Source organism: Vibrio ruber DSM 16370 (assembly GCF_900163965.1).
Lineage (GTDB): Bacteria > Pseudomonadota > Gammaproteobacteria > Enterobacterales > Vibrionaceae > Vibrio > Vibrio ruber.
In genome coordinates this window covers 56824-80693 of record NZ_FULE01000017.1, presented here as the reverse complement: position 1 = coordinate 80693, position 23870 = coordinate 56824, and the positions used below count along the sequence as shown (strand labels likewise).

General features: G+C 46.6%; 20 protein-coding genes. 9 read left to right on the top strand and 11 right to left on the bottom strand.

Annotated elements, in window-relative coordinates:
* Positions 1 to 4 precede the first annotated feature (4 nt).
* Positions 5 to 2665, top strand: coding sequence for a hybrid sensor histidine kinase/response regulator (locus tag VR7878_RS06845; protein ID WP_077334656.1), 2661 nt, complete (start codon positions 5 to 7; stop codon positions 2663 to 2665).
* 36 nt (positions 2666 to 2701) lie between these two features.
* On the opposite strand, the gene VR7878_RS06840 is transcribed toward VR7878_RS06845, so the two are convergent.
* On the bottom strand, positions 2702 to 3169 hold the full coding sequence (locus tag VR7878_RS06840) for a dCMP deaminase family protein (RefSeq protein WP_077334654.1): 468 nt from the start codon (positions 3167 to 3169) through the stop codon (positions 2702 to 2704).
* Positions 3170 to 3757: 588 nt separating this feature from the next.
* Here VR7878_RS06840 and VR7878_RS06835 point away from each other — a divergent pair.
* The 3 genes from VR7878_RS06835 to VR7878_RS06825 all read left to right on the top strand — a co-directional run bounded on the left by VR7878_RS06835 (position 3758) and on the right by VR7878_RS06825 (position 6111).
* Positions 3758 to 4177, top strand: coding sequence for an OsmC family protein (locus VR7878_RS06835; protein WP_077334652.1), 420 nt, complete (start codon positions 3758 to 3760; stop codon positions 4175 to 4177).
* An 80-nt stretch (positions 4178 to 4257) separates the two neighbouring features.
* On the top strand, positions 4258 to 5064 hold the full coding sequence (locus VR7878_RS06830; RefSeq protein ID WP_077334650.1) for an AraC family transcriptional regulator: 807 nt from the start codon (positions 4258 to 4260) through the stop codon (positions 5062 to 5064).
* A gap of 135 nt (positions 5065 to 5199) precedes the next feature.
* Entirely contained in the window at positions 5200 to 6111 is a 912-nt protein-coding gene (locus tag VR7878_RS06825) for a DUF808 domain-containing protein (RefSeq protein ID WP_077334648.1), read from the top strand.
* A gap of 124 nt (positions 6112 to 6235) precedes the next feature.
* Here the strand turns inward: VR7878_RS06825 and VR7878_RS06820 are convergent, their stop codons facing one another.
* From VR7878_RS06820 to VR7878_RS06805, 4 genes are all read right to left on the bottom strand, one after another.
* On the bottom strand, positions 6236 to 7189 hold the full coding sequence (locus VR7878_RS06820) for a hypothetical protein (RefSeq protein WP_077334646.1): 954 nt from the start codon (positions 7187 to 7189) through the stop codon (positions 6236 to 6238).
* A gap of 120 nt (positions 7190 to 7309) precedes the next feature.
* Complete coding sequence (locus VR7878_RS06815; RefSeq protein WP_077334645.1) at positions 7310 to 7945, bottom strand: LysE family translocator; 636 nt, start codon at positions 7943 to 7945, stop codon at positions 7310 to 7312.
* Positions 7946 to 8094: 149 nt separating this feature from the next.
* Positions 8095 to 8991, bottom strand: coding sequence for a hypothetical protein (locus VR7878_RS06810; RefSeq protein ID WP_077334643.1), 897 nt, complete (start codon positions 8989 to 8991; stop codon positions 8095 to 8097).
* Positions 8992 to 9791: 800 nt separating this feature from the next.
* Positions 9792 to 11687 carry a methyl-accepting chemotaxis protein gene (locus tag VR7878_RS06805; protein WP_077334641.1) on the bottom strand — a complete coding sequence of 632 codons (1896 nt, stop codon included), beginning with the start codon at positions 11685 to 11687 and terminating at the stop codon, positions 9792 to 9794.
* 234 nt (positions 11688 to 11921) lie between these two features.
* On the opposite strand from VR7878_RS06805, the gene VR7878_RS06800 reads away from it, so the two are divergent.
* Complete coding sequence (locus VR7878_RS06800) at positions 11922 to 12230, top strand: alpha/beta hydrolase (protein WP_159440440.1); 309 nt, start codon at positions 11922 to 11924, stop codon at positions 12228 to 12230.
* Between the two features lie 85 nt (positions 12231 to 12315).
* Here the strand turns inward: VR7878_RS06800 and pyrC are convergent, their stop codons facing one another.
* On the bottom strand, positions 12316 to 13356 hold the full coding sequence (gene pyrC, locus VR7878_RS06795) for a dihydroorotase (RefSeq protein WP_077334637.1): 1041 nt from the start codon (positions 13354 to 13356) through the stop codon (positions 12316 to 12318).
* 230 nt (positions 13357 to 13586) lie between these two features.
* On the opposite strand from pyrC, the gene VR7878_RS06790 reads away from it, so the two are divergent.
* Positions 13587 to 15404 (top strand): hybrid-cluster NAD(P)-dependent oxidoreductase, encoded by a 1818-nt coding sequence (locus VR7878_RS06790; RefSeq protein WP_077334634.1) that lies wholly within the window; start codon positions 13587 to 13589, stop codon positions 15402 to 15404.
* A gap of 59 nt (positions 15405 to 15463) precedes the next feature.
* Here the strand turns inward: VR7878_RS06790 and VR7878_RS06785 are convergent, their stop codons facing one another.
* Entirely contained in the window at positions 15464 to 16093 is a 630-nt protein-coding gene (locus VR7878_RS06785; protein ID WP_077334632.1) for a cupin domain-containing protein, read from the bottom strand.
* A gap of 300 nt (positions 16094 to 16393) precedes the next feature.
* Between VR7878_RS06785 and VR7878_RS06780 the strand changes: the two genes are divergently transcribed.
* Complete coding sequence (locus VR7878_RS06780; protein WP_077334630.1) at positions 16394 to 17509, top strand: 1-acyl-sn-glycerol-3-phosphate acyltransferase; 1116 nt, start codon at positions 16394 to 16396, stop codon at positions 17507 to 17509.
* Positions 17510 to 17589: 80 nt separating this feature from the next.
* Here VR7878_RS06780 and VR7878_RS06775 read toward each other — a convergent pair whose 3' ends face one another.
* The gene (locus VR7878_RS06775; RefSeq protein ID WP_077334628.1) at positions 17590 to 18198 is read right to left on the bottom strand and encodes a leucine-rich repeat domain-containing protein; all 609 of its coding nucleotides are present in this window, start codon (positions 18196 to 18198) and stop codon (positions 17590 to 17592) included.
* Between the two features lie 283 nt (positions 18199 to 18481).
* Positions 18482 to 18787: a YfcZ/YiiS family protein gene (locus VR7878_RS06770; RefSeq protein ID WP_077334626.1), complete on the bottom strand. Its 306-nt coding sequence runs from the start codon at positions 18785 to 18787 to the stop codon at positions 18482 to 18484.
* A gap of 1019 nt (positions 18788 to 19806) precedes the next feature.
* Here VR7878_RS06770 and VR7878_RS06765 point away from each other — a divergent pair.
* Both VR7878_RS06765 and VR7878_RS21060 read left to right on the top strand, forming a co-directional pair.
* Complete coding sequence (locus VR7878_RS06765) at positions 19807 to 20295, top strand: TetR/AcrR family transcriptional regulator (RefSeq protein ID WP_077334624.1); 489 nt, start codon at positions 19807 to 19809, stop codon at positions 20293 to 20295.
* Positions 20267 to 20413, top strand: coding sequence for a hypothetical protein (locus VR7878_RS21060; RefSeq protein ID WP_159440439.1), 147 nt, complete (start codon positions 20267 to 20269; stop codon positions 20411 to 20413). Before VR7878_RS06765 ends, VR7878_RS21060 begins: the two co-directional genes overlap by 29 nt.
* Positions 20414 to 20437: 24 nt before the next feature.
* Here VR7878_RS21060 and VR7878_RS06760 read toward each other — a convergent pair whose 3' ends face one another.
* Both VR7878_RS06760 and VR7878_RS06755 read right to left on the bottom strand, forming a co-directional pair.
* Positions 20438 to 22471: a methyl-accepting chemotaxis protein gene (locus tag VR7878_RS06760; protein ID WP_077334622.1), complete on the bottom strand. Its 2034-nt coding sequence runs from the start codon at positions 22469 to 22471 to the stop codon at positions 20438 to 20440.
* Positions 22472 to 22823: 352 nt separating this feature from the next.
* Entirely contained in the window at positions 22824 to 23738 is a 915-nt protein-coding gene (locus VR7878_RS06755) for a homocysteine S-methyltransferase family protein (protein ID WP_205409431.1), read from the bottom strand.
* Positions 23739 to 23870 lie beyond the last annotated feature (132 nt).

The following is a 23870-nucleotide window of genomic DNA, read 5'->3' as shown; positions in this document are numbered from 1 at the left end:
AATTATGTCGGTACTCAAATATTTATCGATAAAAAACCGACTGATTGTGTTATGCATCGTGCCGGTCATCATGATCAGTTGGGGGGCGTATCAGTGGTTCATTCAAGTTGAAAACCGCATGACCGGATACGCCAATACGATATCACGTGTCTCGATTTTAGAGAAAGTTTCTACATTGTCCGATCAGTTTTACCAGTTACTGAATCTCCGGCAGGAAACCGGTGTCATCGAGCCTCATCATTTGTCACTGTTTCATCAGACAACGAAAAATATTGCGGTGGCGCTGAAACAGGGGCAGGGCAGTTTACTGACTTATGGTGAGCAACAGGTGGTTATCTCCAATCTCGATGAACTGGCAAAACTGACAGAACGGCTGGACGGCATTCAGGATGATGCCTTGATGGCTCAGTCATTGTGGGGATTTGATTTAATCTATGAAATGATGGTTGCTTTGCAAAAGCAATCCGGAGATTTAGCGCCGACACATATTTATCAAATGGAAATCACATTTGGTCAGTTAAGCTGGTTCCTGTACTGGATTGAGCGAGAAACTTGGTTGATGCAGGAGATCCGCACCAAGCATCGCGTTGATGCCTTCATGCGCCAAGAATATTTTGAAATTCTTGCGAGACAGCAAACCTATTTGGAATATTTTGTCAATTTCGGTGCCAGTGATGCGCAACTGAATCAGATGACAAAATTCCTGTCGCAGCAGGAATTTCAACAGGCCAGTATTTTAAGAGACAAGGTGCTTTATGACCGGATTGAACCACAGATTCTCGATAAATATATAAACAGCCTTGAACGCAAGCAAGATGCATTGCGTCAACTGGTACTCGGTTACGCTAAGACGTTATCACAAAAAATTCAGACCTTAGTGAACCGTGACGAACAGTTTATCTATCTGGCCATCGTGCTGGTCATCCTGACTTTGTCTGGACTGATATTTCTGAGTATTAGCACATCTTATCGTATCTCTACCCGACTGAGCCGGATTTTACATGCGATGGCACAGATCAATGAAAAATCACAGCTCAGCCATGTAGAGAAGATTCCCGTCGATGGTTATGACGAGTTTGCCCGTTTTGCGATTGGTATGAACGATGTGATGCAGACACTGACCGAGCAGAAAACCCATCTGGTGCAAGCGAAAGAAGAGGCCGTCTCTGCCAACCGGGCAAAAAGTGCCTTTCTTGCCAATATGTCTCATGAAATCCGCACACCACTGAACGGGATTATCGGCTTAACGGAAATGCTCAGGATGCAGCATGAGCTGACCGCAGCACAAAAAGAAGTGATTGCGGATATCGAAGTCTCTTCACAAACCTTGCTGATCCTCATCAATGACATTTTAGACCTGTCTAAAATTGAATCCGGCCGGCTGGCGATTTCTCCGCACTCTTTCAATATCAAAGAGCTTGTTTATGACGCTGTCAATATGCTGAATTCCAAGGCGGTTGCGCAATTTAATGAGCTACAAATCTCACTGGATCCGAAACTACCGACGCTTGTTATTGCTGATGAGTTTCGAATCAGACAAATTTTAATGAATCTGTTGTCCAATGCGGTGAAATTTACCCGTGAAGGTAAGATCAGAACGGAAATCCTGTTTCAGGAAGCGGACTTAACGCTCATTTGCCGGATTAAAGATACTGGCATTGGGATCGAAGAGGAGAAAATCGAGCAAATCTTCGAACCGTTTAGTCAAGAGGATGACAGTATCACCCGCCGTTATGGCGGTACCGGATTAGGTCTGCCGATTTGTAAGCAGTTACTGACACTGATGAACGGTTCGCTGACGGTTGAATCAGTCAAGGGCAAAGGGAGTTGTTTTGAGGTGCGTCTGCCGCTCAAGCTACCTGCGGAGCAACCGAAGCCTGAGCCATTTGCATTTCGTGCATTACTGATTTCAAACAGTTCAGTTTACAGTGCGCAAATTCATCAGGAGTGCCAACGACTCGGCGGAGAACTGAACCGAGTCGAGTCATTGGATGACATCGGTCAGCAGCTTGACCGCTCATTAGATATTATTTTGTATTGTCCCTGTCTGACCCGCAATGCCAGTCAAGATATTGAAAAGCTCCGTCAGCTTTTCCCGTCAGTAAGAATTGTCACCTGTCAGCACCACTTATTCTTAAACCGGGCGTTAGTGAGCCTGAGCGATGCCAATATTACCCTACCGTTTTTGGGAGCCCGCATGGAATCAGCACTGCGGGACAAGCATCCGTCACTCCATCAATCGATACCTGAAAAAAGCAAACTGGCGGCTGATCGGCTGGCGAAGCGAGTGTTAGTGGTGGAAGATAACCTGATGAATCAGAAGATTGCCAGTTTCTTTCTTGATAAAGCCGATTTTGAATATACCGTGGTCAATAATGGGCAGGAAGCATTAGATGTGATTACGCAGGGCGGCCAGTATACCGCAGTGTTGATGGATTGTATGATGCCAGTGATGGATGGTTTTACGGCGACACGTAAAATTCGCCACTGGGAAATTGAAAATCAACGCGGGCATGTGCCGATTATCGCCCTGACGGCTAGTGTACTCGATGAAGATATCACTAAATGCTATGAGGCAGGTATGGATGCATACCTGCCCAAGCCTTATAAAGCGGAACAGTTGCTTGAAATGCTGAACTCACTTCAGGTGTCGTCATCCCGATAAGCTGCACCGTTGTATCTTCTCCGGGACAGCTCCGGGTTAACGGGTATTGCTCTCGGTGCGGTTGTTCAGCTCGATGAGCGGTATCCAGCAGACTTGGACTCCGGCCTGATTGAACATATCCTGACTGACCTGAATTTTATCGCCCCAACGAGAGAGAAAATCCGTGCTCTGCTCAGGACAGTAAACGGTGGTGATCCCAGTCTGAATAATTTTGGCAGCGCAGTTAGGGCAGGGGAAGTGTGTGACATAAATCTCACAACCATCCAGATCGCGCTTGGCGAAGAGAATTGCATTTTCCTCCGCGTGCAGGGTTTTCAGATATTTCATATCCCGATCATCGATATCGACGCTGTCGGATATGCCATGAGGATAGCCATTGAATCCGACCGAGACGATTCGGTTTTGTTTGGCAATTACGGCACCAACCTGAGTGGACGGATCTTTACTCCAAGACGAGACCAGTTCGGCCATCTGATAGAAGCGGTGAACCCATTTTGACATCATTGTCTGACAACCCTATGTGATTTTCGCTGATATTGATATTACGCAGTTTATATTGAATCCCGTGTGGAGGGAACCGGGGAATTTTTAGGATTAATTTTGTAAGAGATCTCTTACATGGATTGTGAGAAATGGCTGTTTGTTTGTCAGCCTTATACGCAATTTATAATATTAATCATATGATTAATATATACTTTTTTATTTGTATGAGGTGCGTCGGGGTGATCGTTTCTGGCCCGATGATTTGCACAAAAATCGAATTCGCGTATTCTGAAACTGTCGGTAGGATGCTGACACGGAACAGGATAAGGCCCAAGGATTGGTCATCTTCAGGAAGAAGATTCGATGGTTCAGGATGACTCATCGGCATGGATCGCAAAGGGACACACGCCAAGATGGCGATGTAATGGAATGCGCTGAAGGACTCAGCAGACTATCAGGGAATAGATGCAGGGAGCACATTGAGTAGCCGGATTGCTGCAAGTAAGAACAGAAACCCCATCAAGCCTCGCTTGATGGGGTTTTCTATTTGCATTCCGTTTAGCGGCGTGTAGGATAAGCGGCGTTTTTCAACAGATGAAGGTGAAGTATATGCAAGCTGAGGTTACTTGGGTTGATGGATTGAAATTTATGGGTCAGTCTGCATCGGGTCATTCAATTGTGATGGATGGCAGCGGCGGCAAAACAGCACCGAGTCCGATGGAAATGGTACTGATGGCAGCCGGCGGGTGTAGCTCGGTCGATGTAGTTGACGGGTTGAAATCCGCCGGGCAACGTGTGACTGACTGCCGGGCGAAGCTGACCACAGAACGTCGGGACACAGCACCGCGTCTGTTTACGCAGATCCATATCCATTTTCAGGTTTCCGGTGAAGCATTGGATCCGGCGATTGTCAGTCAAGTGACAGCGGATTCACTGGAGAAATACTGCTCGGTTTGTCTGATGCTCGGTCAAGGCGTGGAAATGCGTCATAGCTGGGAAATCATTGCAACGGATGTTGCAAACGATTGATATCATCATTCGTTTATGCAGTGCGCAGTGAGTTTAACGCTGGCGGGCATGTGAAACGCTGTCGATGAGATGAGGTCGGGATGAAAAAAGAAAAATCGGCTTGGCGGCTTCATCCTCAGTTTGCCGTGAAACAGGCTCCGTCAGATGTTTTTATGAATTTCGAAGCGTTTGTTTCGAATACGGAGACACGTATTCACAGCCATCCCTGGGGACAGGTGCAACTGATTTCCGGCGGCATTTTAGAAATGGAAGCCGAGCAAACACGGTTTCTTGCACCGCCACATCTGGCGATTTGGGTACCGGCCGGTGTCGTACATCGCAGCTATAACCGCAAACCCCTCGACTACTGTTCGCTCAATATTGATCAGCCTCTGACGGCAGCATTTCCTGAACAAACCAGTCTGCTGAAAATTACCCCGATTGTGCAGGCGATTATTGAAGATTTTCGTCAGCGGCAAGTGAGTGTACCGCAGAGTGAAGCCGATCAGCGGCTGGTGGATGTTCTGCTCGATCAACTGTCCGCGCAGGAGACCGAACTCCACTTTTTGCCCTCATCCACGCATAAATATCTCTCCCCCATTTTGGCTGCGGTCGAAGACAACCCAGCCGACGATACCAGTTTGAAAATCTGGGCGGAGCGGGTTCATACCACCGAACGTACGCTGGCACGCTGTTGTCAGAGTGAATTGGGGATGAGTTTCACCGAATGGCGGATGCGGGTGCGCTATCTGTATTCAATGGAGTTGCTGCGTCACGGCTGCTCAGTCAAAGAGGTCGCGTATACGCTTGGTTACCGTCAGGCCAGCCCGTTTATCAGTATGTTTAAAAAGTACGCCGGTGTGACGCCAGAACAGTATAAGCACCGTTTTCTCGTACTTGATGAGTAAGTCTCCACTCGTTATTTCCTGATTCTGCTGTTATTTTGTCGTGATGTGGTACCGGATTGATGTGCTTGTCTTAATGTACGAATCAGTTCATGATAAGCGTCACATTTTAGTTGAATTACGAATAAGAGAACCTGTATGGCCGGAGTCAGCTTACTTACCCTTCTGGATGATATCGCGACCCTACTCGACGACATTGCGGTGATGTCGAAAGTGGCTGCCAAAAAAACGGCCGGGGTGTTGGGGGATGATCTGGCGCTCAATGCGCAGCAAGTCTCCGGGGTGGCCGCGGAACGTGAAATCCCGGTGGTGTGGGCTGTTGCCAAAGGCTCGCTGCGTAATAAAGTCATCCTTGTGCCGATTGCATGGGGACTTAGCCAAATCGCCCCGTGGCTGATTATGCCGTTACTGTTGATTGGTGGGTTATACCTCTGTTTCGAAGGGGCAGAGAAGGTGATTGAAAAGTATGGTCATTCACCGCATCAGGACGCGGAACCCGAAGAAGAAGCGGAATCTCTGTCTCTTGAAGCCTACGAAAAGCGCAAAGTCGCAGGAGCGATCCGCACCGATTTTATTCTGTCGGCAGAGATTATTGTCATTGCCTTGGGAACCGTGCAGGGGCAGACCGCGTTAAATCAGATCTTAGTGATGAGTTTTGTCGCGATATTAATGACCGCCGGTGTGTATGGATTGGTCGCCGGGATTGTCAAACTCGATGACCTTGGGTTCTATCTCGAACGACGTTCCCGCAGCCGGGGGATTTTACATGTGATCGGGCAGATGCTGATTCACGCAGCTCCGCGGTTTATGAAGCTCCTGACCGTGGTCGGTACGCTGGCGATGTTTCTGGTTGGCGGCAGTATCATTACCCATCAGGTGGTTTTGCTGCATCACGGGATTGAATCTCTGATCCACGGCATACCGGATATTTATCTGATGCAGTCTGTCGGGCGTCTGGTGGGGCAGAGTCTTATCGGTTTTCTGGCCGGATTAATCCTCGCCGGTGTCTGGACATGGGGACACCGCCGTTTTGCCCGCTCTGCTGAGTGAGGGCGATTTCTCAATCATGCTAAGGTGTTGGGGCGCAATGACTTTTGTCGATGCTAATGACTTCTCTGATTACGCCCCATTTCCTTTCGATAGATCGCAAGGCAAAAATATCCGTCTGGAAAAATTAATTCAGTGTGCACGCTTTCACGATGAAATCTGTTTTTCCAGACGCGACAACTTTGACCAATACATGATTTAACGCGGGATCCAAAACAATACCACCTTGAGCAGCCTGACTTTCTTTGCAAGGTGTTTTCGCATCAAAATCAAATTTACTCGCCACGAGAACTGCCGTTTCAGTCGCACGACTGCCAAAAGCCATACTTAAAATTAAGATGACATAGCAAGCCATGATTTTGTTCACTGAATAGAAATTGTGCCCGTTATCTTTTCTGAGACAAACCCGAAAAATTCGAGAATTGCCTTTTTGAGCCTTGGATTTATAAATGGCGATTTTGGAAGATTGCGACTTATTGCCGATGGAGTAATAAATCGTGAGTACGATAATCAGTACAAAAGAAATTAATGCCAGCCAAGGTGTAAGAATAAGCAGCATCGCGATAGGTTTCGTGAAACTAAAATACTGAGCACTCACACCAAAAATCTGATTGAGCCAAATACTGGCGTAACCATCAAGAATATAGAGAGCTAAGGCCACAATGAATGCTGACAAGAGCGCCAGCTCAAACTCTTTCTGCTTAAGCGTTCTGAAGAACCATTTATAAATTGGAACACTGACACAGTAGATACATAGAAAGCCTGAAACCATAAAAAATAGTACCAGAACTTTATGAGGCCAAAATGCCATCCCCGATAGAGACAGCATTGCAAAAGCCACCCCTAAAATGCCGGCTAAATCATTGAGGTAATATGATTTTCCTTTGGAGTAAAGCCCAAATGCGATTAACCACCACACCGCAAATAACAGCGCTGTTGCCCCAAATTGCCACTTTTCTATATTCAATAGTGATTCTAAATGATTTCTAATCAGGTCGATTTCAAAATAGCCATTTATAAATAATAGTGTTGGAGAAAAAAGATAGCCTAATGACAAGAGAATAATGAAAAAATTACGCACAAAAACCCCGTAGAAATACCTATATCCATTCCAAAAAGCGATTAGCTTTAGCACAGACACGATTAAGCGCGGATCTTACAATTTAAATCCGCTGTATTACCAATTACTGTTCGTCGTATTTTATGGTTTTAAGAATGCCAACTTGGCACCGAAACCAATAAAAATTACACCGGTTACAGAACTCAGCCATTTTCTGAACTTGATGCTGTTAGTTGCCTTTTTCATCCCTGATAACAGCAAAATCATTGCTGAAAACCACATAAAATTAATTGCAGCATGGGCGCTAACCAAAGCATAAGCACTCAATGCACTATCGTTCACAGTTAAAAACTGAGGGAACGCTGCCAGATAAAAAATAGAGACCTTCGGATTTAACACATTGGTTAAGAACCCTTCGATATAGGCCTTATGAATCGACCCATATTTGGGGCTATTGATATCATGATCGCTCAATTCTATTTCACTGATTTTCGACACGTTACGTAGGGATTTTACTCCCAGCCATATCAGATAAGCAGCACCCACGATCTTCAATATATAAAATGCTTCTGCACAATGAAGTAAAAAAACTGAAATACCGAATATTGATAGAGTTCCATGAACGTAGAAGGCGGTTACAAAGCCCCAAACATTCGCAAATCCTGCGCTACGCCCTGAAGTCGAAACCGTTTTAGCGATAAGAAAACCGTTTGGCCCGGGAGAGATCACCAACAAAGTAGCAACCATAATAAATGTTAAGACATTCTGTAATTCCATATCAATTCAATTCCTTTTTTTTGACTTTTTTGACTTTTTTGAGGATTTGAATAGGCAACAGTGATCCTCAAAATAAGTTTCTTCTTGAGAGGTTATTTCCGCTTGAAATATAACGCCTCAAACAGCAGCGCGGCTTTGACTTGTTACACCTAGCTCAACTCACCAAAAAGGAGGCTAAATAATGTTGAGTTATTGTTCATAATCGAGACCACCTCACTCGATTGAACGACGCCGTGATCCCTATATAGGAACACATCGAGTAACAGCCCATATGAAATGTGCAGCAAGTAATAGGCATGGGCATATGTAGCCAATTTTGCTGAACTACTTCTGAATGGCGGAAAAACACCACCATGAAACCTCTCATTCCTGGAGTTCGCTAAGACTACTTTTATAAGAAATTTTGATATCTCCTCATCTGAAAATGAAAAAATATCACCAGCAAGATCAACTTCATTACCGCTAAAAATTAACTTTAATAGCCGACCAGCCTTTCTTTGATCGGCTGGTGTAGGCTTGCCATTCGCCCCCGGTGGGTACTTGGCTACAAATTTTTCGACGAAACTAGCCCCTAGCGAACTCTTAGCCCTAGAGAATAATGTTTTAGCATGTTTGTCAGCTTCGTTAGATGCTTCGATAACTCTTTTCGCAGCATATTCGCATGTCTGATATGGAATTATAGGCATATAATTTAGAAATACTGCTGAAGATTTTCCATCATTTAGGATGCGATCGACAAATCCATCAAATCGCGAACAATTTTGGTTTCCTATCTCTTGCTGTACAAGGAAAAATTCGGAGTCTAACGCTTTCCAAACATGATCAAATGCTAGATCAGGACGTTTAGGAAGCATATCAAGAGCATCAATCAGATAACCTAGATAGAATTGAAATTGGTAATCATCTGAGTAGCCCAAATCACAAGAGACTAATGCTTGCTGAAGACCCTTGGACTGAAGCCTATTCAGGAAAGCTTCTTCAACAGGAAAATCGAAGGGTTTTGGCCAGTCATTATTGTACTTAATACGTAATTTTTTAGTGTCCATATGATCTCATTAAGAGGTGTAACAGTTTATGATACAGAACCATTCTATAGTAATACTTCTGTATAACTTACCGCCACCCGTTGAAAATTCTGTCCTAATAGCATGAAAAAACAGACAAAATACCATTGAAAAATGTCACTGCGGCAGAAATTACAGCACAACGCTGTCTAATTTGCTCACAAATGATTGACTAACGTTCCCACCCCGGATAAGCGCCATTTATTCGCGAATAAGTATCTGAATACTTTGCATAGCATTGAATAAGATACATAAAATCACCAGAAAAAATTAACATAAACAATGACATTTTTTGATATAGGTAGGTTTTGTACAAAATTACAGCGTTGTGATGTGCGATGACTTTCCTGAGTTCAGAGACTCATTGTTTTTCAAAAGGGTTTCACTTTATTCAAACCAACTACCCAACCAAGAAAATCATTCAAGGAAGAATGATTAAGCTTTTCCGGGCAGGACGCCCGTAAAAGCTGGTTCTGGACAACGTGCGACTCCGCTAAACAAAAAAAGATGTTCTGGTTACGCTTGCATCTTGGCAAAAGTTACTGGCGCACTGAGTACCAATTCTTTTGAAATCGAAAAACGCAATTGTGCGTCAAATTTGGGAGCCGGAGGCTAGAAAAGTGAACTGGCGAGAATACCAAGACCTCTGAAATCGAAGAATTAAACGTGCGTCATATCTCGTAGCCGAAGGCCAGTCCCTAAGGTTATTGCGAAGAAAAGGGCCACTTCGAAGTGACCCTTTTTAGCTTTAGTATGTGAAGCCGATAGTATGCGAAGCAGATTTAGATCTGGAACTCACCGACTTCATGATCAACTTGTTTTGCAAGCTGACTGAGGCGTTTCGATTGTTCTACACCGGTTTGGCTTTCTTCCGCCAGTTCAGCGGCAACCTGACGAATGGTTTCACTGTTTTGACTGATTTCATTGGTCACCGCTGTTTGTTCTTCTGCCGCTGTGGCAATTTGAGTTGCCATGTTAGAAATACTGACGATGGCATCGGCAATTTCTTCCAAGCTTTCAGTGGCGGCATCGGCATCGGTCACACTGGTTTGCGCTTTGGTGCTGCTTTTTTGCATCGAAGTAACGGCTTTGGTCGTTTGCTCTTGTAGTAACTCAATCATTTTCTGAATTTCTTCTGTAGATGAGTGCGTTCTTTGTGACAAGGAGCGAACTTCATCAGCGACGACGGCAAAGCCCCGGCCATGTTCTCCTGCTCGGGCTGCTTCGATGGCAGCGTTCAGTGCTAACAAGTTGGTTTGTTCGGCAATGCCATTGATCGTAGACAGGATGCTACTGATTTGTTGAGCGTGTTGATCCAACGCTGCAATTTGTTCTGTAGCTCGGCTGACTTCAGTTGCCAGCTCATGAGTTGAGTTGCGGCTTTTCCGCACTTGGTCGCTGCCTTTTTGACCGAGTTCAACAGAGTGAGCTGCGGCTTGTGCTGTTTGATCGGCATTACCGGCAATTTCATGGGTTGCCATTGCCATTTCCGTAACCGCAGAGGCAACCATATCGATTTCTTGTTGCTGTCTGGCGACACGGGAAGCACTTTGAGTGGACGAGTTTGAGACTTGCTGTGCTTCGTGAGCAACATCAGTAGAAAGTGCTTTCAAACGTCCGACAACACCATGCATGTGCCCGACAAAGTCATTAAAGCCTTGCGCAAGAATACCAATCTCGTCTGCGCGTTTTACTTCGATGCGAGCACGCAGGTCGCCTTTACCTTTAGAAATGTCTTGCAACGCATGGGATACACGAGTTAGGTCGCTGAATAAGACGATGAATAACCAGTAGAGGAGGGCACCGAAGATCACCACCAGAACGAAGGCTGTAATCATTTGGCGCGTTAATACTTTGTAAACCGGCGCCATCAGCTCGGCTTTGTTCATGGTAAAGACGAGACTCCAATCAGTGTTAGGGATGCGTTGTGCATAAGCAAATACATCGGTGCCATTGAAATTCACTTCTTCCAGCTGGTCTTCTCTGGTCAGCTTTTCAAGAGAGGCCGGTGCGAAAATTGGAGAGATAGATTCGGCCTTTTTCATGACCATTTCTTTGTCAGCGTGAGCGATAATATCGTTATTCGTTGCAACCATCATGGCTTTACCTGAGCCAGGAATCTCCAACGCTGCGACTTTGTCCGATAGTTGGTTTAAGCTTAAGTTCGCGCCAACGGTACCATAAGGCTTACCATCTTTCATGACCGGGTGGGTGAGGATAATGACCAATTCTTTCGTCGTTGAGCTTAAGTTTGGCCCAAGAATTCCCGGCCCGCCGACAGACATGGCGTCGTTGTACCAGCTTTTTTTACGAGGGTCATAGTCTGGTCGTTTAGCATCCAATGCCGGATCTTGGCGGTACATCTTTCCGTCGTTATTTCCGTAGTAGGTTAAAGCAAAATTACCACTTTCGTAGGCTTGCTTGATCGCTGCGTAAGGAGACGGGTCAGTCGGATTTTCCAGATTATGTGCCAGTGCTTTCGCAATGGTTCTACGCGTTACGAGCCAATCGCTGGTGTTATCGCCATATGCACTGGCAAAGTGACGAATGTCTTTTAGCAGCGACTCACGCATTTGATTGGTCAAGGAGGTTACCGTTTCGGTCACCAGATAAGCAGTTGTGATAGCAACCGCGAGCAGGCTGACACCTAATATTCGGGTACGAAGGGAAAGAGTCATTGACTTGTTCCTTATCTATCGTTGTCGTTGAGGGACAATGTACTCATTAGATTGTGAATCTTTTATTGAGTTTATATAAGTGTAATTGATTCTTTCCAACTGTCTATTTACAAATTTATTAAGAATAATGTAGCACAGTTGAGAAGCTGACGGCGCAGCCTGATTTCCGGTGATTACCGGGACAAACGCATCACACACGCAATTGCCGTCGCGCCCGGCTATGTGCCTGCGATATTGCCGCAATCGTTAGAGGCCTTGTCAGCTCAAACCGTGATCGTCGGTGGTGAACTCGATCAGACGATTCCGCCGAAGTTACAAATTCTCCCTTATATAACCACTCACCAGAACCGACTGACTTACAAAGAAATCAAAGGCGCATCGCACTTTAGTTTTATGCAAAACTGTAAGCCTCAAGCGATTGAAATCCTGGCGGAGGAGGGGGCTGCATTTGTTTGTCAGGAAGCGGGGCGTGTGGATCGAATGTCAATTCATCAGGCGTTGCTTAATATCGTCGAACAACAGAAGGCAAAAATAGAGCTCTGATTTAGGGATAGCCGCACACCGGGTGCGGCTATCTATTGCAAAAGAGCGTTCTAGCAACAGAGCGGTCAAAGCCCGCTCACAAAACTCAAGCTGAGGTGTCGGGCTTAACTTGCCATGCGATCGTTTCACCTGCGCGGATCGGCACCACGGTTTCGCTACCGAACGGCATGACTTCAGGAACTTGCCAAGGGGTTTTGACCAGCGTGATGGTGTCGCTATTGCGTGGTAAGCCGTAGAAATCCGGTCCGTGGTGGCTGGCGAACCCTTCCAGATGGTCTAATTTACCGGCTTGTTCAAAGACTTCTGCATACAGTTCAATCGCAGCATGCGCGGTATAAGAGCCGGCGCAGCCACACGCATTTTCTTTGTTTGCTTTGGTATGAGGGGCGGAATCGGTGCCGAGGAAGAACTTCGGGTTGCCGGAGGTGGCCGCTTGAATTAACGCTTGCTGATGCGTATTGCGTTTGAGAATCGGCAGGCAGTAATAGTGGGGTTTAATGCCTCCGACTAACATGTGATTGCGGTTATACAACAGGTGGTGCGCGGTAATTGTCGCCGCGATATTCGGGCCGGCTTGTTCGACAAATCTGACCGCATCCGCGGTGGTAATGTGTTCAACGACGATCTTCAATTCAGGAAAATCGCGCACAATCGGTGCCAGAACATCGCGCAAAAACGTCGCTTCCCGATCAAAAATATCCACTTCATGGTGAGTGACTTCACCGTGGATCAATAGCAACATACCCACATCTTGCATGGCTTTGAGCACCGGATAAATGGTGCTGACCGCGGTGACGCCCGAGTCGGAATTCGTGGTCGCACCGGCAGGATACAGTTTAGCGGCAACGACACCGGATAATTTGGCCTGCTGGATCATTTCTGGCGTCGTGTTATCGGTTAAATACAGTGACATCAGAGGGGTGAATCCGGTGCGGGGCTGAGCATCCATAATCCGTTGCCGGTAAGCCTGCGCCATTGCGGGTGTGGTTGTCGGTGGAACCGTATTGGGCATAATCAGGGCGCGGCCGTTATAGCGGCTGATATCTCTGACTGTGTCTGGCAAAACGTCTCCGTCCCGCAAGTGTACGTGCCAGTCGTCGGGTCGGGTCAGTGTGAGTGTTGTCATGAACGATTTCCACCTTTATCTTTGCTGCTGAAATTATCTCTGCTACTGAAATGTCAGCCCACCCGAATTCATTGGGGCGGGCGATGTGAATGCGGGTCGATCATAGAAGAAAAAGTAATCCGTTGCATCTATTAAATACGCGTCAATAAAATCCGGCGGTTGTGCTTGGATGCATGATTGATCATGATATGCTTATCCGCTACTACTCAAGAACCAAGGAAAGCAATAGCATGTCAGCAAAAGTCGATCAGATTCATGTTTATCCGGTGAAATCCGTGGGTGGGATTTCACTATCACAAAGCTGGGCGGATAAAGAAGGGCTGGCCTTTGACCGACGTTTTATGCTGGCGTTAGCGGACGGAAGCATGGTGACCGCCAGAAAGTTTCCCCGCTTGGTGACGGTGCGTTCGGCACTGATGCCGGACGGCGTCATGTTTCAGGCCGAAGGGCTACCGCCACTGCATATTCGCTATGCCGATTTTAAAATGCAGGAAGTCGCCACCACGGTCTGGCGTGATACCTTCACAGCTTATACGACCACCGATGAAGCCAACGATTGGTTCAGTCAGGTGATTGACCGGCAGGCTGAACTGGTGTTTACCGGTGAACATTCGCAACGCTATCGTGAATCGGTCGGTAATACGGTTGGGTTTGCTGATGGTTATCCTTTGCTGATTATCAGTCAGGGCTCGTTGGATGAACTGAATCGCCGCAGTCCTGAACAGCATGTGATGCAGCAGTTCAGACCCAATATTGTCGTGGCGGGCACCGAACCATTTGCCGAAGATAGTTGGAAGCGTATTCGGATCGGGACGGCTGAATTTGAACTGGTCAAACCCTGTGAACGTTGTATTTTAACTACCGTTGAGCCGGAACTCGGTCAGTTGAGGGCGTCACAAGAGCCGTTGAAAACATTAATGCAATTCCGGCGTGGCACATCCGGGGGCGTGTTCTTTGGTCAGAATATGGTGGTTCGGACTGCGGGCATGGTGCAGGTTGATGACGTGGTTGAAGTGCTGGAATATAAAGATAAAGAACAATATCCCGATGAGCAGCCACAGTGGCAAACCATGACTTGTGTCGAGAAAGAAGAGATCGCCCGGGATTTTGTTACATTCTGGCTGGAGCCGCAGCAGGGGAAAACCCTGACTTATCTGCCGGGACAGCATTTACCGATTGCGTTAACCGTGAATGGCGAAACGATCCATCGTCACTATACGATTTCTTCCAGCCCGTCCCGGCCGGGGCGGTTGGCAATTTCCGTCAAGCGGATGAATGGCGGGCGGGTATCGAACTGGTTGCTCGATCATTTTCAAATCGGAGATGTCCTTCAGGCACAAGATCCGAATGGTCAGTTCCATTTGCAATCAGATTCATCGCATTCACCGTTGCTGCTGTTGTCAGCCGGCAGTGGGGTGACACCGATGCTGTCGATGCTACGCTATCTGGCAGATCATCAACAAATCCGGGATGTGGTGTTTTATCATCAATGCAGTTCGGTGGATGATATTCCGTGCCGTGAAGAGTTAGAACTGCTGAACAATCAGCATTCTGGTTTGAAGGTGATAATTTCTCTCACCCAACCACCGCAGGACTGGTTTGGCTTGAAAGGGCGCTTTTCTTTATCGCATCTGCGGCAGGTGCAAGATGCGGAACGGCGTCAGGTGTTTGTCTGCGGGCCGGACGGTTTTATGCAAAAAGCGAAAAATTTGCTGATGAAAGCCGGTTTGCCAGCAAACTATTATCATCAGGAAGCATTCGGCGCGCAAAAAATTGCTGAACGTCCGCATCTGAATGTGACTCTGACGATTAACGGTCAGCAAGTGGCGGGCAATAATCAACAGACATTACTTGAACAGGCGGAAGATCAAGGGATTGCGATTAGCAATAGTTGCCGGGCCGGGTTGTGTGGCTCTTGCCGGGTGAAAGTGACCCAAGGGCGGGTGTCGCAGCCGGATGTCCCTGCGCTGGAAGATAAAGATCGTCAGGCCGGAATGGTCTTAGCGTGTTGCTGTGTTCCGGATACTGATCTGGAGATCAGTTATTAAGATATCATTCTATCGAACAGGCGTATCCGTGAACGATGCGCCTGATTCGTTGCATGACGCTATGATCTGATGTCGCTGTTTAATCCCAGCAAATTCTCGCGTAACTGATATAGCTGTGCCAGTTGTCCGTCAAACAGTTGATTCGCGACCTGTGCCGCTGCCATACCAGACTGCATCTTTTTCTGTGCTTCGCGTAATAACAAGATGAGATGAACTTCCGGAGATATACCTTCAACGGGGTGAGGATATTGTGTTTGCCATTGCTTGAGTAAATGGCTGAATTTGTTTTCACGCAGCTCAGGAGCAAATTGTAACACTTCATCGGTGAGCACACCGAGCAGATGACGGTGGACTGCCATTTGCGGTGTGGTATCAGTGAGACGTGCCAATACCGCACGACATAACGGACTCAGGGTGACAAACCCTGCCTGTAGCGGGAAATTGTGGCGCAGGCGGGCCGAAAATTCGATGCGTGTCAGGCGGGTCCGCGGAAAAATAGTCAGCGCATGGAGACACTGACAGGGAATCCACAGGGCTTGTTGCGTCGTTGCCGCATATTCATACTTACCGAGTTTTAAGAGCACTGTACCTTGCTCGATGAGCAGCAAAACGTGTTTCAGAGATTTTTTCCGGGCGGTGATCTGTAGATAGTCGGTTGTAGTGGAATCAACTTGAATGGCGTAGTGCATGGCGAGTCTCTCTTTTTCAAACGCGCATAGGTTAACTTGTCCGTCCGTAAAAACCAAATAAACTAGGCTATACTCAACGCGTTGCTTTTTCTTGGGTGCGCCGGTGATGACAAAAGGTTGTGTCGAAGGTGATAGAATGAAAAATAGTTATGAGCAAAAGGATGTGATCGGTTTCATTATCACATTCAAGAAGAACTCTCTTTCTGGTCAGACCAGTGTGTTTGTTTTCTAACAATAGCTGCGAACAAGAGGAAGTGTGCGTAGAATGAGCCAGTTTTTTTCGAATCAAATAGTATTATAATGACATCAATCACCGATCCTTATGCAGAGATTCGTCCTTATGAAGATGACGAAATTCCTGCAGCTATCAATCGTCTCATTCAAGACGATGAATTTATTCATGCAATTGTTAAGCATCGATTCAAGCACCGTGCCGGTTGGATGCAAACCCTGATGAGCCCTTGGGTAAAAATGTATCTCAAGCTCAAATGGCGGAAACTGACTTCCGTTGAGGCGATTCAGCTTGAAGTAAAAAAATATCTTGATCAAACATTAGCAACCACAACGGGTGGCGTGACCTATTCCGGGCTGGACAAACTGGATAAAAATCAGGCGTATCTGTTTGTGTCGAATCACCGTGACATTGCGATGGATCCGGCACTGGTTAACTATGGTTTACATGTTTCCGGGCATCAGACGGTGAGAATCGCGATTGGTGACAACCTATTACGTAAACCGTGTGCCACCGAACTGATGAAACTGAATAAAAGTTTTATTGTGAAACGTTCTGCCAAAGGGCCACGCGAAATGATGAAAGCGCTGGCAACATTGTCCGGTTATATCAAAAATTCGTTGGAAACAGGTCATTCCATATGGATTGCCCAACGTGAAGGCCGGGCAAAAGACGGCAATGATTTTACCGATCCGGCTATTCTGAAGATGTTCCATGTGGAAGGGCGCAGTAAAAAAATCGATTTTGCAACTTATATCAAGTCGCTGAAAATTGTGCCGGTTGCGATTGCTTACGAAAATGATCCTTGTGATCTGGCCAAAGCCAAAGAGTTGTATGAAAAAGCGACGCTAGGGGCTTATGAAAAACGGGAATTTGAAGATATTGAGAGCATCATTCAGGGAATTATCGGTGAAAAAGGCCGTATTCATGTCGCATTTGGCGAAGTGATCGACCAAGATTTCGCGACACCGGATGCTTTGGCCAGTGAGATTGATCGGCAGATTCATCAGCACTATCAGTTATTTCCCATTAATCTCTTGGCCGCGGGATGCGAAAGTGATGAAGTGACTCAAGTGACCCGGGAGATACTCAGCCAAAAACTCGCATGTTTGCCGGAAGGTGCGCATGAGTATCTGCTTGCCAGTTATGCCAACCCGGTGAAAAACAAGTCACAAGCTGAGTGACAGCCAGACTTAACCGCCACTCAAAGTGCTTCAGACCACGTGAATGAGCCACAATAGACTGGTGATTGACCGTAGCAAGATTATCTTGCTACGGCACCACCGAGGGTCAGATTCTTCGGCCATTTCTGAATAGCGTTTCCCCCCAGATAGATATTGCCTTTCACGGTCATTGTTTCCGGGAATGCATGAATGCCCGAGCCGCCAATATATAAATTCCCCTCGACAATCAGGCCGTCAGGTAGCTCGGTTAACGGTGTGCGGATCACACTCAAATCTCCTTTGACTCTGAGCCTGGCTGGTAGTTTTTCTAGAGGTGTATCGGTAAAATTGAGATAACCACCGGCCTGCACGCCACGTGGCCAACGTTTGATTTTGGAGCCGAGGAAACTGGCATAGCCTTTAATTTTGGTGCCGGGATACACGGTTTCTAACTGGCAGTTGGTTGCAATCAGCCCCCCTTGAATATCAATACCTCTTGGCAGCGCACGAATCGGGGTTCGGGAAATATTCAGATCCCGTTTAATCACCATACCGGACGGTAATTCAGTAATTGGTTTGCCGCTGAGATCTAAATTACCGTAGTTATCCAGATAATTGAGGATCTGGTGATGATTCAGCCCTTGAGCCGTAGCGATTTGGTGCAAACCGAGACTCAGTAATCCAATCAATAAAGTCAGAAGCGTACGCATTCTGTATCTAGGGATAGAAAAGTTGGATATAAAAATACTGAACATAAAAATGCGGAATATGAAAAGGATCTATAGATGCAGTATGGCCGATTGATGGGGGGCTTGCAATGCTGGAAGATGCGTACAAAATCACAGTGGAAGTGACTGGCTGAGAGACCTCTTCGGGGAGGATATATCAAAAAATTGACCACAGACACAAGGTATCTGTATCTGTGGTCATTACTCACAAAACTCGATAATGTTCAGTGACGGAGATTCTTCGTTGTCAGACGATATGGATCAGTTATCCGCGGGCAAGTGAGCGGGATTTGAGTTCGAAAATCAGTTTTTCGGCACTGACTTCAAACTGAAAACGGGCATGGAGCTCTTGGGCATCTTCCGTAATCGGTGTAGTTTCATATTTCACATCAGCACAGACCTGTTTTGCCAGCGCAATATATTGGTCAAGTTCAGCCTGAAGTGCTGCCGCGCCATTGGCGAGTACAGTGACTTCAGCAACATCGTCACCTTCTTTGATGATGTAGCCAATTTCACCGAATGTTCCACAGGCTTCGCAGATTTCGTTTTCTATATTGTCATTTGTATTCATAAAGTTACCCCATTATTCAGGAACTGGTACCCGAGTGTCCGATTGTGTGGCAGGCACACCATTGCCCGAGTATATACCTGAATCACTGCCAACAAGTTGATTTATCACAATGGATAAGCGTCCTGTGCATGACACGCTTCTTGAAGCGTCGGATTTTAAATTGTATTGCAGTGATGTTGGTATCACCACCAGTTTTTGCTCCTGACTCGTATTTTGTCCCAGCGGGGGAATTGATAGTTCGATGAAATGCGGGTTGTTTAGGGGTTGTTGACCTTTCGTGGTTGAATTTTGTTCAATCTGAACGGGTATTGATCGCGGCGCGGGGCATGCCGCTTAGTATCCTAAGCAAATGACCCGCAACAAAGAGCAAGACACGTTCAGATGAACCCTCTGGGCAGCATTTGTCGCTCATTTATCCAGCGTTAGGTCATGATTCATGTAGATCGCTACACTTCACATGACCTGCCTTGACTAAATGCACGACAAATTGCTGCAAAAACCATTACGAAAGGTCAACAGCCCCTAGTAACACGTTGATTTTGTGTGACAATGGTGATGTATGACGCATCAGAAATATTTATATGTGATTCAACTCTCATAATCATCAGGATTCATGCCAAGGGGGTAACAGAATTCGGGTGATATGATTGTTCCTATCAATGAATCTGAGATGATGAGCTTTATATTCAGACGCTGTCATATTCCAAGCGCTTGAGTGAGCACCATTCTATTCCAATTCGGTGACCTGATCGGAGAGAGTCAGGTGACGATACCAGCGCATAAACTGAGAGTCATATTGTGGCTGTGCAGAAGTGGCGAGAATGTAACTTGAGAAATGCATGAATGGTGTTTATTCATTTTTGATTGAACGTTGGGACCCCCGATATTGCCGAAATAACGGAGAGAGGCAATTTGGCTTCCCATATTTTTGAATGGATCATCATGGTGAAGTGCCTCTTACCTTGGCATAACGTGTTTACGAAAAGGTGAGGCTCGCCTAATTTTAAGAGAGTTACATTATGCCTAAGCGTAGCAGAGAAGAAACAGAAGTCACGATTCAGACAATTTTAGATGCGGTCGTCTATCAGGTGCTGAATCTTGGCTATGACCGCATGTCATATACGACACTCAGTCAGCAGACAGGAATTTCCCGAACGGGGATCAGCCATCACTTTCCGAAAAAGACTGACTTTGCCACCGCATTGAATAGCCGGATTTTCCTGCTTTTCACCTCTTACCTTGAGTTAGAAAATGGTGTTGTTGCGTTTCGCCGGAGCTGGATTCAAGCATTGGAACACAGTCAGTTTGTCGCGATTTTAAGATTCCTTTTCCACCATATTATTTCTGCAGAGCGCTCGGTTGATGTCTCTCGTCAGGGGCTGGAACGTATGTATCATCTGATCGAAGAGAAATTAGGTACCGATGCAGAGAAAGAGCTGGAATGGTTATTGGGTAAATCTCTCGTGGCGATGAGTAATCATGAAATCTTTGAACCGGAGCCTGTTTAGCCGGGTCAATATCAGGCGGATGAAGAAAAGGGCTGCTTGGCAGCCCTTTTCTTTTGTTGTCATCACTAAACTGCCTTGGGCGGTGGTCGTCGATGCAACGACTCATGAACGATATTGATTTCCTCTCAGAGTGAAAAACGAGTTAACGGAAAAAATCGACCTGATGTTTCAAGTGTTCAGCCAGAGATTGCAGTGCTGAGGCGCTTTCGGCTGTTTTCGCATTGGTTTTTTGGCCTTGCTGGTTCAACTGACTAATTTCTGAAGCACTTTGGGCGACATCTGCGGAGACTTGCGCCTGCTGCTCTGCAGTGGTTGCGATCGTTTGGGCTTGAGATGCAATTGAATGAATCTGCTCCGCGATAGTTTCGAGTGATGTCCCGGCATCTTGAGATTTCGTCAGCATGTTATCCGCATGATTTTGACTATGTTGCATCATCTGCACCGCATTTTTGGTTGAATGCTTGAGCTTGTCGATAATGGTGACCACACTCTGAACTGACGTTTGTGTTCTCTGAGCCAAGGTTCTGACTTCATCCGCTACGACTGCAAAACCACGTCCCTGATCACCGGCTCGTGCTGCTTCAATTGCCGCGTTGAGCGCCAGTAGGTTGGTCTGTTCAGCAATTGCATCGATCATTTCCGTTACCGTCTGAATGCTTTCACTGTCGGTTCTGAGTTGATCGATGGCCTGAGAGGATTGTGCCAACTGGTCATTCAATTGCGCCACATCGATACAAACATCTTCAACCAAATTCAGACCCGATTGCGTATTGTCATTGGCTTGCCGGACATTCTCGGCAATCGCTTCGACCTGCATGGCCACATCTTTGGCTGAAGTTGCCATTTCTTCAATGGCGGTGACGACCTGTTCAACTTGTTCATGTTGACGCTCAGACTGGGTGAGTCCGATATTGGCGTCACTCAGTACGTCTGCGGATTGCTCCTGAACCTGATCACTGGTGGAACGGATATTGCCGACCAACTGGCTTAGCTGAGTCATTGTGGCTGCCGCACTATTGTACAGCCGGATAATCTCATTCTTGGTTTCTTTCGCGCCTGTCTTGATACTCAGGCTGATTTCCCCTTGACCTAACCGCTCCATAATGTGGCTTAAATTGATCAGCGGTTTGATGGTATGGCTGAGGAAGAGGGCAATGATGACAAATGTCGCACCGCCGACCAGCGATGAAATCAGGACAATCAGTTGTAACAGTTCCTGACTGCCTGCGGTGATCTCATCAATCGAAGTACCACCGAGTAGTTTCCATTCCCAGCCGGGGATATCGGTATAGACAAGATAGCGTTCTTGCATCCCATCACGGCCTGAATGCTGGTAACGAATCAAGCCATTGTCGTGCTTGAAAATATCGTTAAAAATAATGTTCCCGTTGCTATCTCTTTCTTCAAGAATTGAGTCTGCTTGAGTACTTTCACCGCTCAGCAAATATTTGCCCTGAGAGTTTTCCCGTGCATCCACAACCATGGTACTCCCGGTCTCCCCCCACTTAACATGATTGAGATTACGCAAGAGCTTAGTGGTCGCTTCTTCCACAGGGACACCGATAAATGAGATCGCGACAACCTGCTGCTGACGGTTTTTGAGCGGATTATAGTAAGTGAGATAATGCGTCCCGAACAGATTCACTTGTGCATAGTAGGGTTCACCGCGGCTAAGTTTTTCATACCCTGGGTGTGATTGACCCAGCAAAGTCCCGACGGCTCTTGCACCTTGCTTATTTTTCAGTGAGGTCGAAACGCGCACCCAGTCCTGACCTGTAGGCAGAAATAAGGTGGCAATGGCACCGGTGTCTCGCGTGAATTGATCGACAACATCTGTTGAGCCAATGACGCTTTTACCGTTGAGGGTGACATCCGTCACCGGATATCCGCGGAAATCAACGACCTGATCCTGCCAGATTAATCCTTTCAGATAACTGTTCTGGAATGTTGATTCCAGTGTTTTGGTGGTATCAAGGTAAGTGAAAAACTGTTGTGATATCGATTGGGCGATCCCTTCAACTTTGGATTGGTGATCACCGAGTGTGGCGTTTAAAAGAATACCCGCAGCGCTGCGATATACGAGTAATGCAATGGTTGAGAAAGAGATGATTAAGCAAAAGAGCATAATCGTTCGTAATTGAGTGTTAATACTCTTGTTTTGGTAGTAACGAATCATAGGCGTCCTATAGTAAAAATGAATGAGCCAACGTCTATAGAGTTTCATTTTTGAGTGAGTTATTTACTGAGGTGTCAATATTGCGTGATCTCATGTAGTAGCACATTGATTTGGATTAACAATTAGCGTCGTTTGTACGAAATAAATAGACATTGACACGATCGCATCATATCGATGCTTTTTCGTGCATGATGATTCTTATTTGACGACAGTTTTTGAACGAATATCACGTAATTGTGGATGTGGATTCAGCACTTAGTGCTGAATCCGTGGTGAGGACAATCTGTTCAGCCCGGTTTCGGGTTGTCGGTTGTGGAAGGGATGGTCTGTGATGACTCGTTTATGAGCTTGTTTACGATTTCAAATGCTGATGAAGTTCACTAATATGTGCCGCGCCGATACCGCAACAACCCCCAATCAGTGAAGCGCCTTGGCGACACCATTTTTGTGCCCACGCGACATACGCTGGTGGGGTCATATCTGCTCTGATTTCGTCAATCTCTTCATTGGCAGCCGCATCTTTTTTCTGTGGCGCAAATGCATTGGCATAAGCGCCAAGCTGAATGTCACTTTTGCCGAGCTCAGCAAGGGTGTTACGAGCCACATCAATTGCATCTTCGATGGTTTCCGGTTGACAGCAGTTGAACAGAATCGCCCCGACGTTTTGCTCGGCCAAGGCTCGCACTGCTTGTGCGACGGTTTCGCCGGAACGGATGACGGGTTGCTCAACCGGCTCTGAATCTTCCAGCGTAAATGAAACCCAAACCGGTTTTGAGCGGTCGCTAAAGCGGTCAATTGATGCTTTGATTGCGGTTGCTTCAGCGATCAGGCTTTGGGTTTCGATTAGCCAGAAATCAACAAAAGCGCTGAGCCCCTGAATCAGCGGCGCAGCAATTTCATCCACCCGATCTGCTTGATATAAATCCGGACGATAAGAGCCGAATAAAGGCGGTAGCGAGCCGGCAACCTGAGCGTGAGTCTGAGTGGCTTCAACAGCCTGACGAGCCATCTGCCCCGCTTTTTGTGCCAGCGTCAGTGCTTCATGTTTAAAACGGGTCTCACCGATATGAAAGGGCACCAAGGCGTAGCTATTGGTGGTAATCACCTCTGAGCCACTGCGAATAAAAACTTCATGTGCCTGTTGGACAATTTCCGGAGTTTCAATCAAAGCAAGAGCAGACCATTCGGGTTGGCGAAAGGGCGCCCCGAGACGTTCCAGTTCCCGGCTCATTCCGCCGTCGAGGAGGGTGACTTGATGTTCTGACATGAGATACCTCTGTGTTGATTGATGACCAAGAAAAATTAAATATACGTCTGGCAGTGTAGATGTCCGCGAGCAGTTTATCGTAATCGAATCGCGATGCAATAGATTCTGTGATTTTCCGGCTTGAGCGTAAAG

Bases quoted from the DNA above. Each gene is read 5' to 3' on its own strand.
- VR7878_RS06845 (WP_077334656.1), top strand. From the start codon at position 5: ATGTCGGTACTCAAATATTTATCGATAAAAAACCGACTGATTGTGTTA.
- VR7878_RS06840 (WP_077334654.1), bottom strand. From the start codon at position 3,169: ATGATGTCAAAATGGGTTCACCGCTTCTATCAGATGGCCGAACTGGTC.
- VR7878_RS06835 (WP_077334652.1), top strand. From the start codon at position 3,758: ATGCAAGCTGAGGTTACTTGGGTTGATGGATTGAAATTTATGGGTCAG.
- VR7878_RS06830 (WP_077334650.1), top strand. From the start codon at position 4,258: ATGAAAAAAGAAAAATCGGCTTGGCGGCTTCATCCTCAGTTTGCCGTG.
- VR7878_RS06825 (WP_077334648.1), top strand. From the start codon at position 5,200: ATGGCCGGAGTCAGCTTACTTACCCTTCTGGATGATATCGCGACCCTA.
- VR7878_RS06815 (WP_077334645.1), bottom strand. From the start codon at position 7,945: ATGGAATTACAGAATGTCTTAACATTTATTATGGTTGCTACTTTGTTG.
- VR7878_RS06810 (WP_077334643.1), bottom strand. From the start codon at position 8,991: ATGGACACTAAAAAATTACGTATTAAGTACAATAATGACTGGCCAAAA.
- VR7878_RS06805 (WP_077334641.1), bottom strand. From the start codon at position 11,687: ATGACTCTTTCCCTTCGTACCCGAATATTAGGTGTCAGCCTGCTCGCG.
- pyrC (WP_077334637.1), bottom strand. From the start codon at position 13,356: ATGACAACACTCACACTGACCCGACCCGACGACTGGCACGTACACTTG.
- VR7878_RS06790 (WP_077334634.1), top strand. From the start codon at position 13,587: ATGTCAGCAAAAGTCGATCAGATTCATGTTTATCCGGTGAAATCCGTG.
- VR7878_RS06785 (WP_077334632.1), bottom strand. From the start codon at position 16,093: ATGCACTACGCCATTCAAGTTGATTCCACTACAACCGACTATCTACAG.
- VR7878_RS06780 (WP_077334630.1), top strand. From the start codon at position 16,394: ATGACATCAATCACCGATCCTTATGCAGAGATTCGTCCTTATGAAGAT.
- VR7878_RS06775 (WP_077334628.1), bottom strand. From the start codon at position 18,198: ATGCGTACGCTTCTGACTTTATTGATTGGATTACTGAGTCTCGGTTTG.
- VR7878_RS06770 (WP_077334626.1), bottom strand. From the start codon at position 18,787: ATGAATACAAATGACAATATAGAAAACGAAATCTGCGAAGCCTGTGGA.
- VR7878_RS06765 (WP_077334624.1), top strand. From the start codon at position 19,807: ATGCCTAAGCGTAGCAGAGAAGAAACAGAAGTCACGATTCAGACAATT.
- VR7878_RS21060 (WP_159440439.1), top strand. From the start codon at position 20,267: ATGAAATCTTTGAACCGGAGCCTGTTTAGCCGGGTCAATATCAGGCGG.
- VR7878_RS06760 (WP_077334622.1), bottom strand. From the start codon at position 22,471: ATGATTCGTTACTACCAAAACAAGAGTATTAACACTCAATTACGAACG.
- VR7878_RS06755 (WP_205409431.1), bottom strand. From the start codon at position 23,738: ATGTCAGAACATCAAGTCACCCTCCTCGACGGCGGAATGAGCCGGGAA.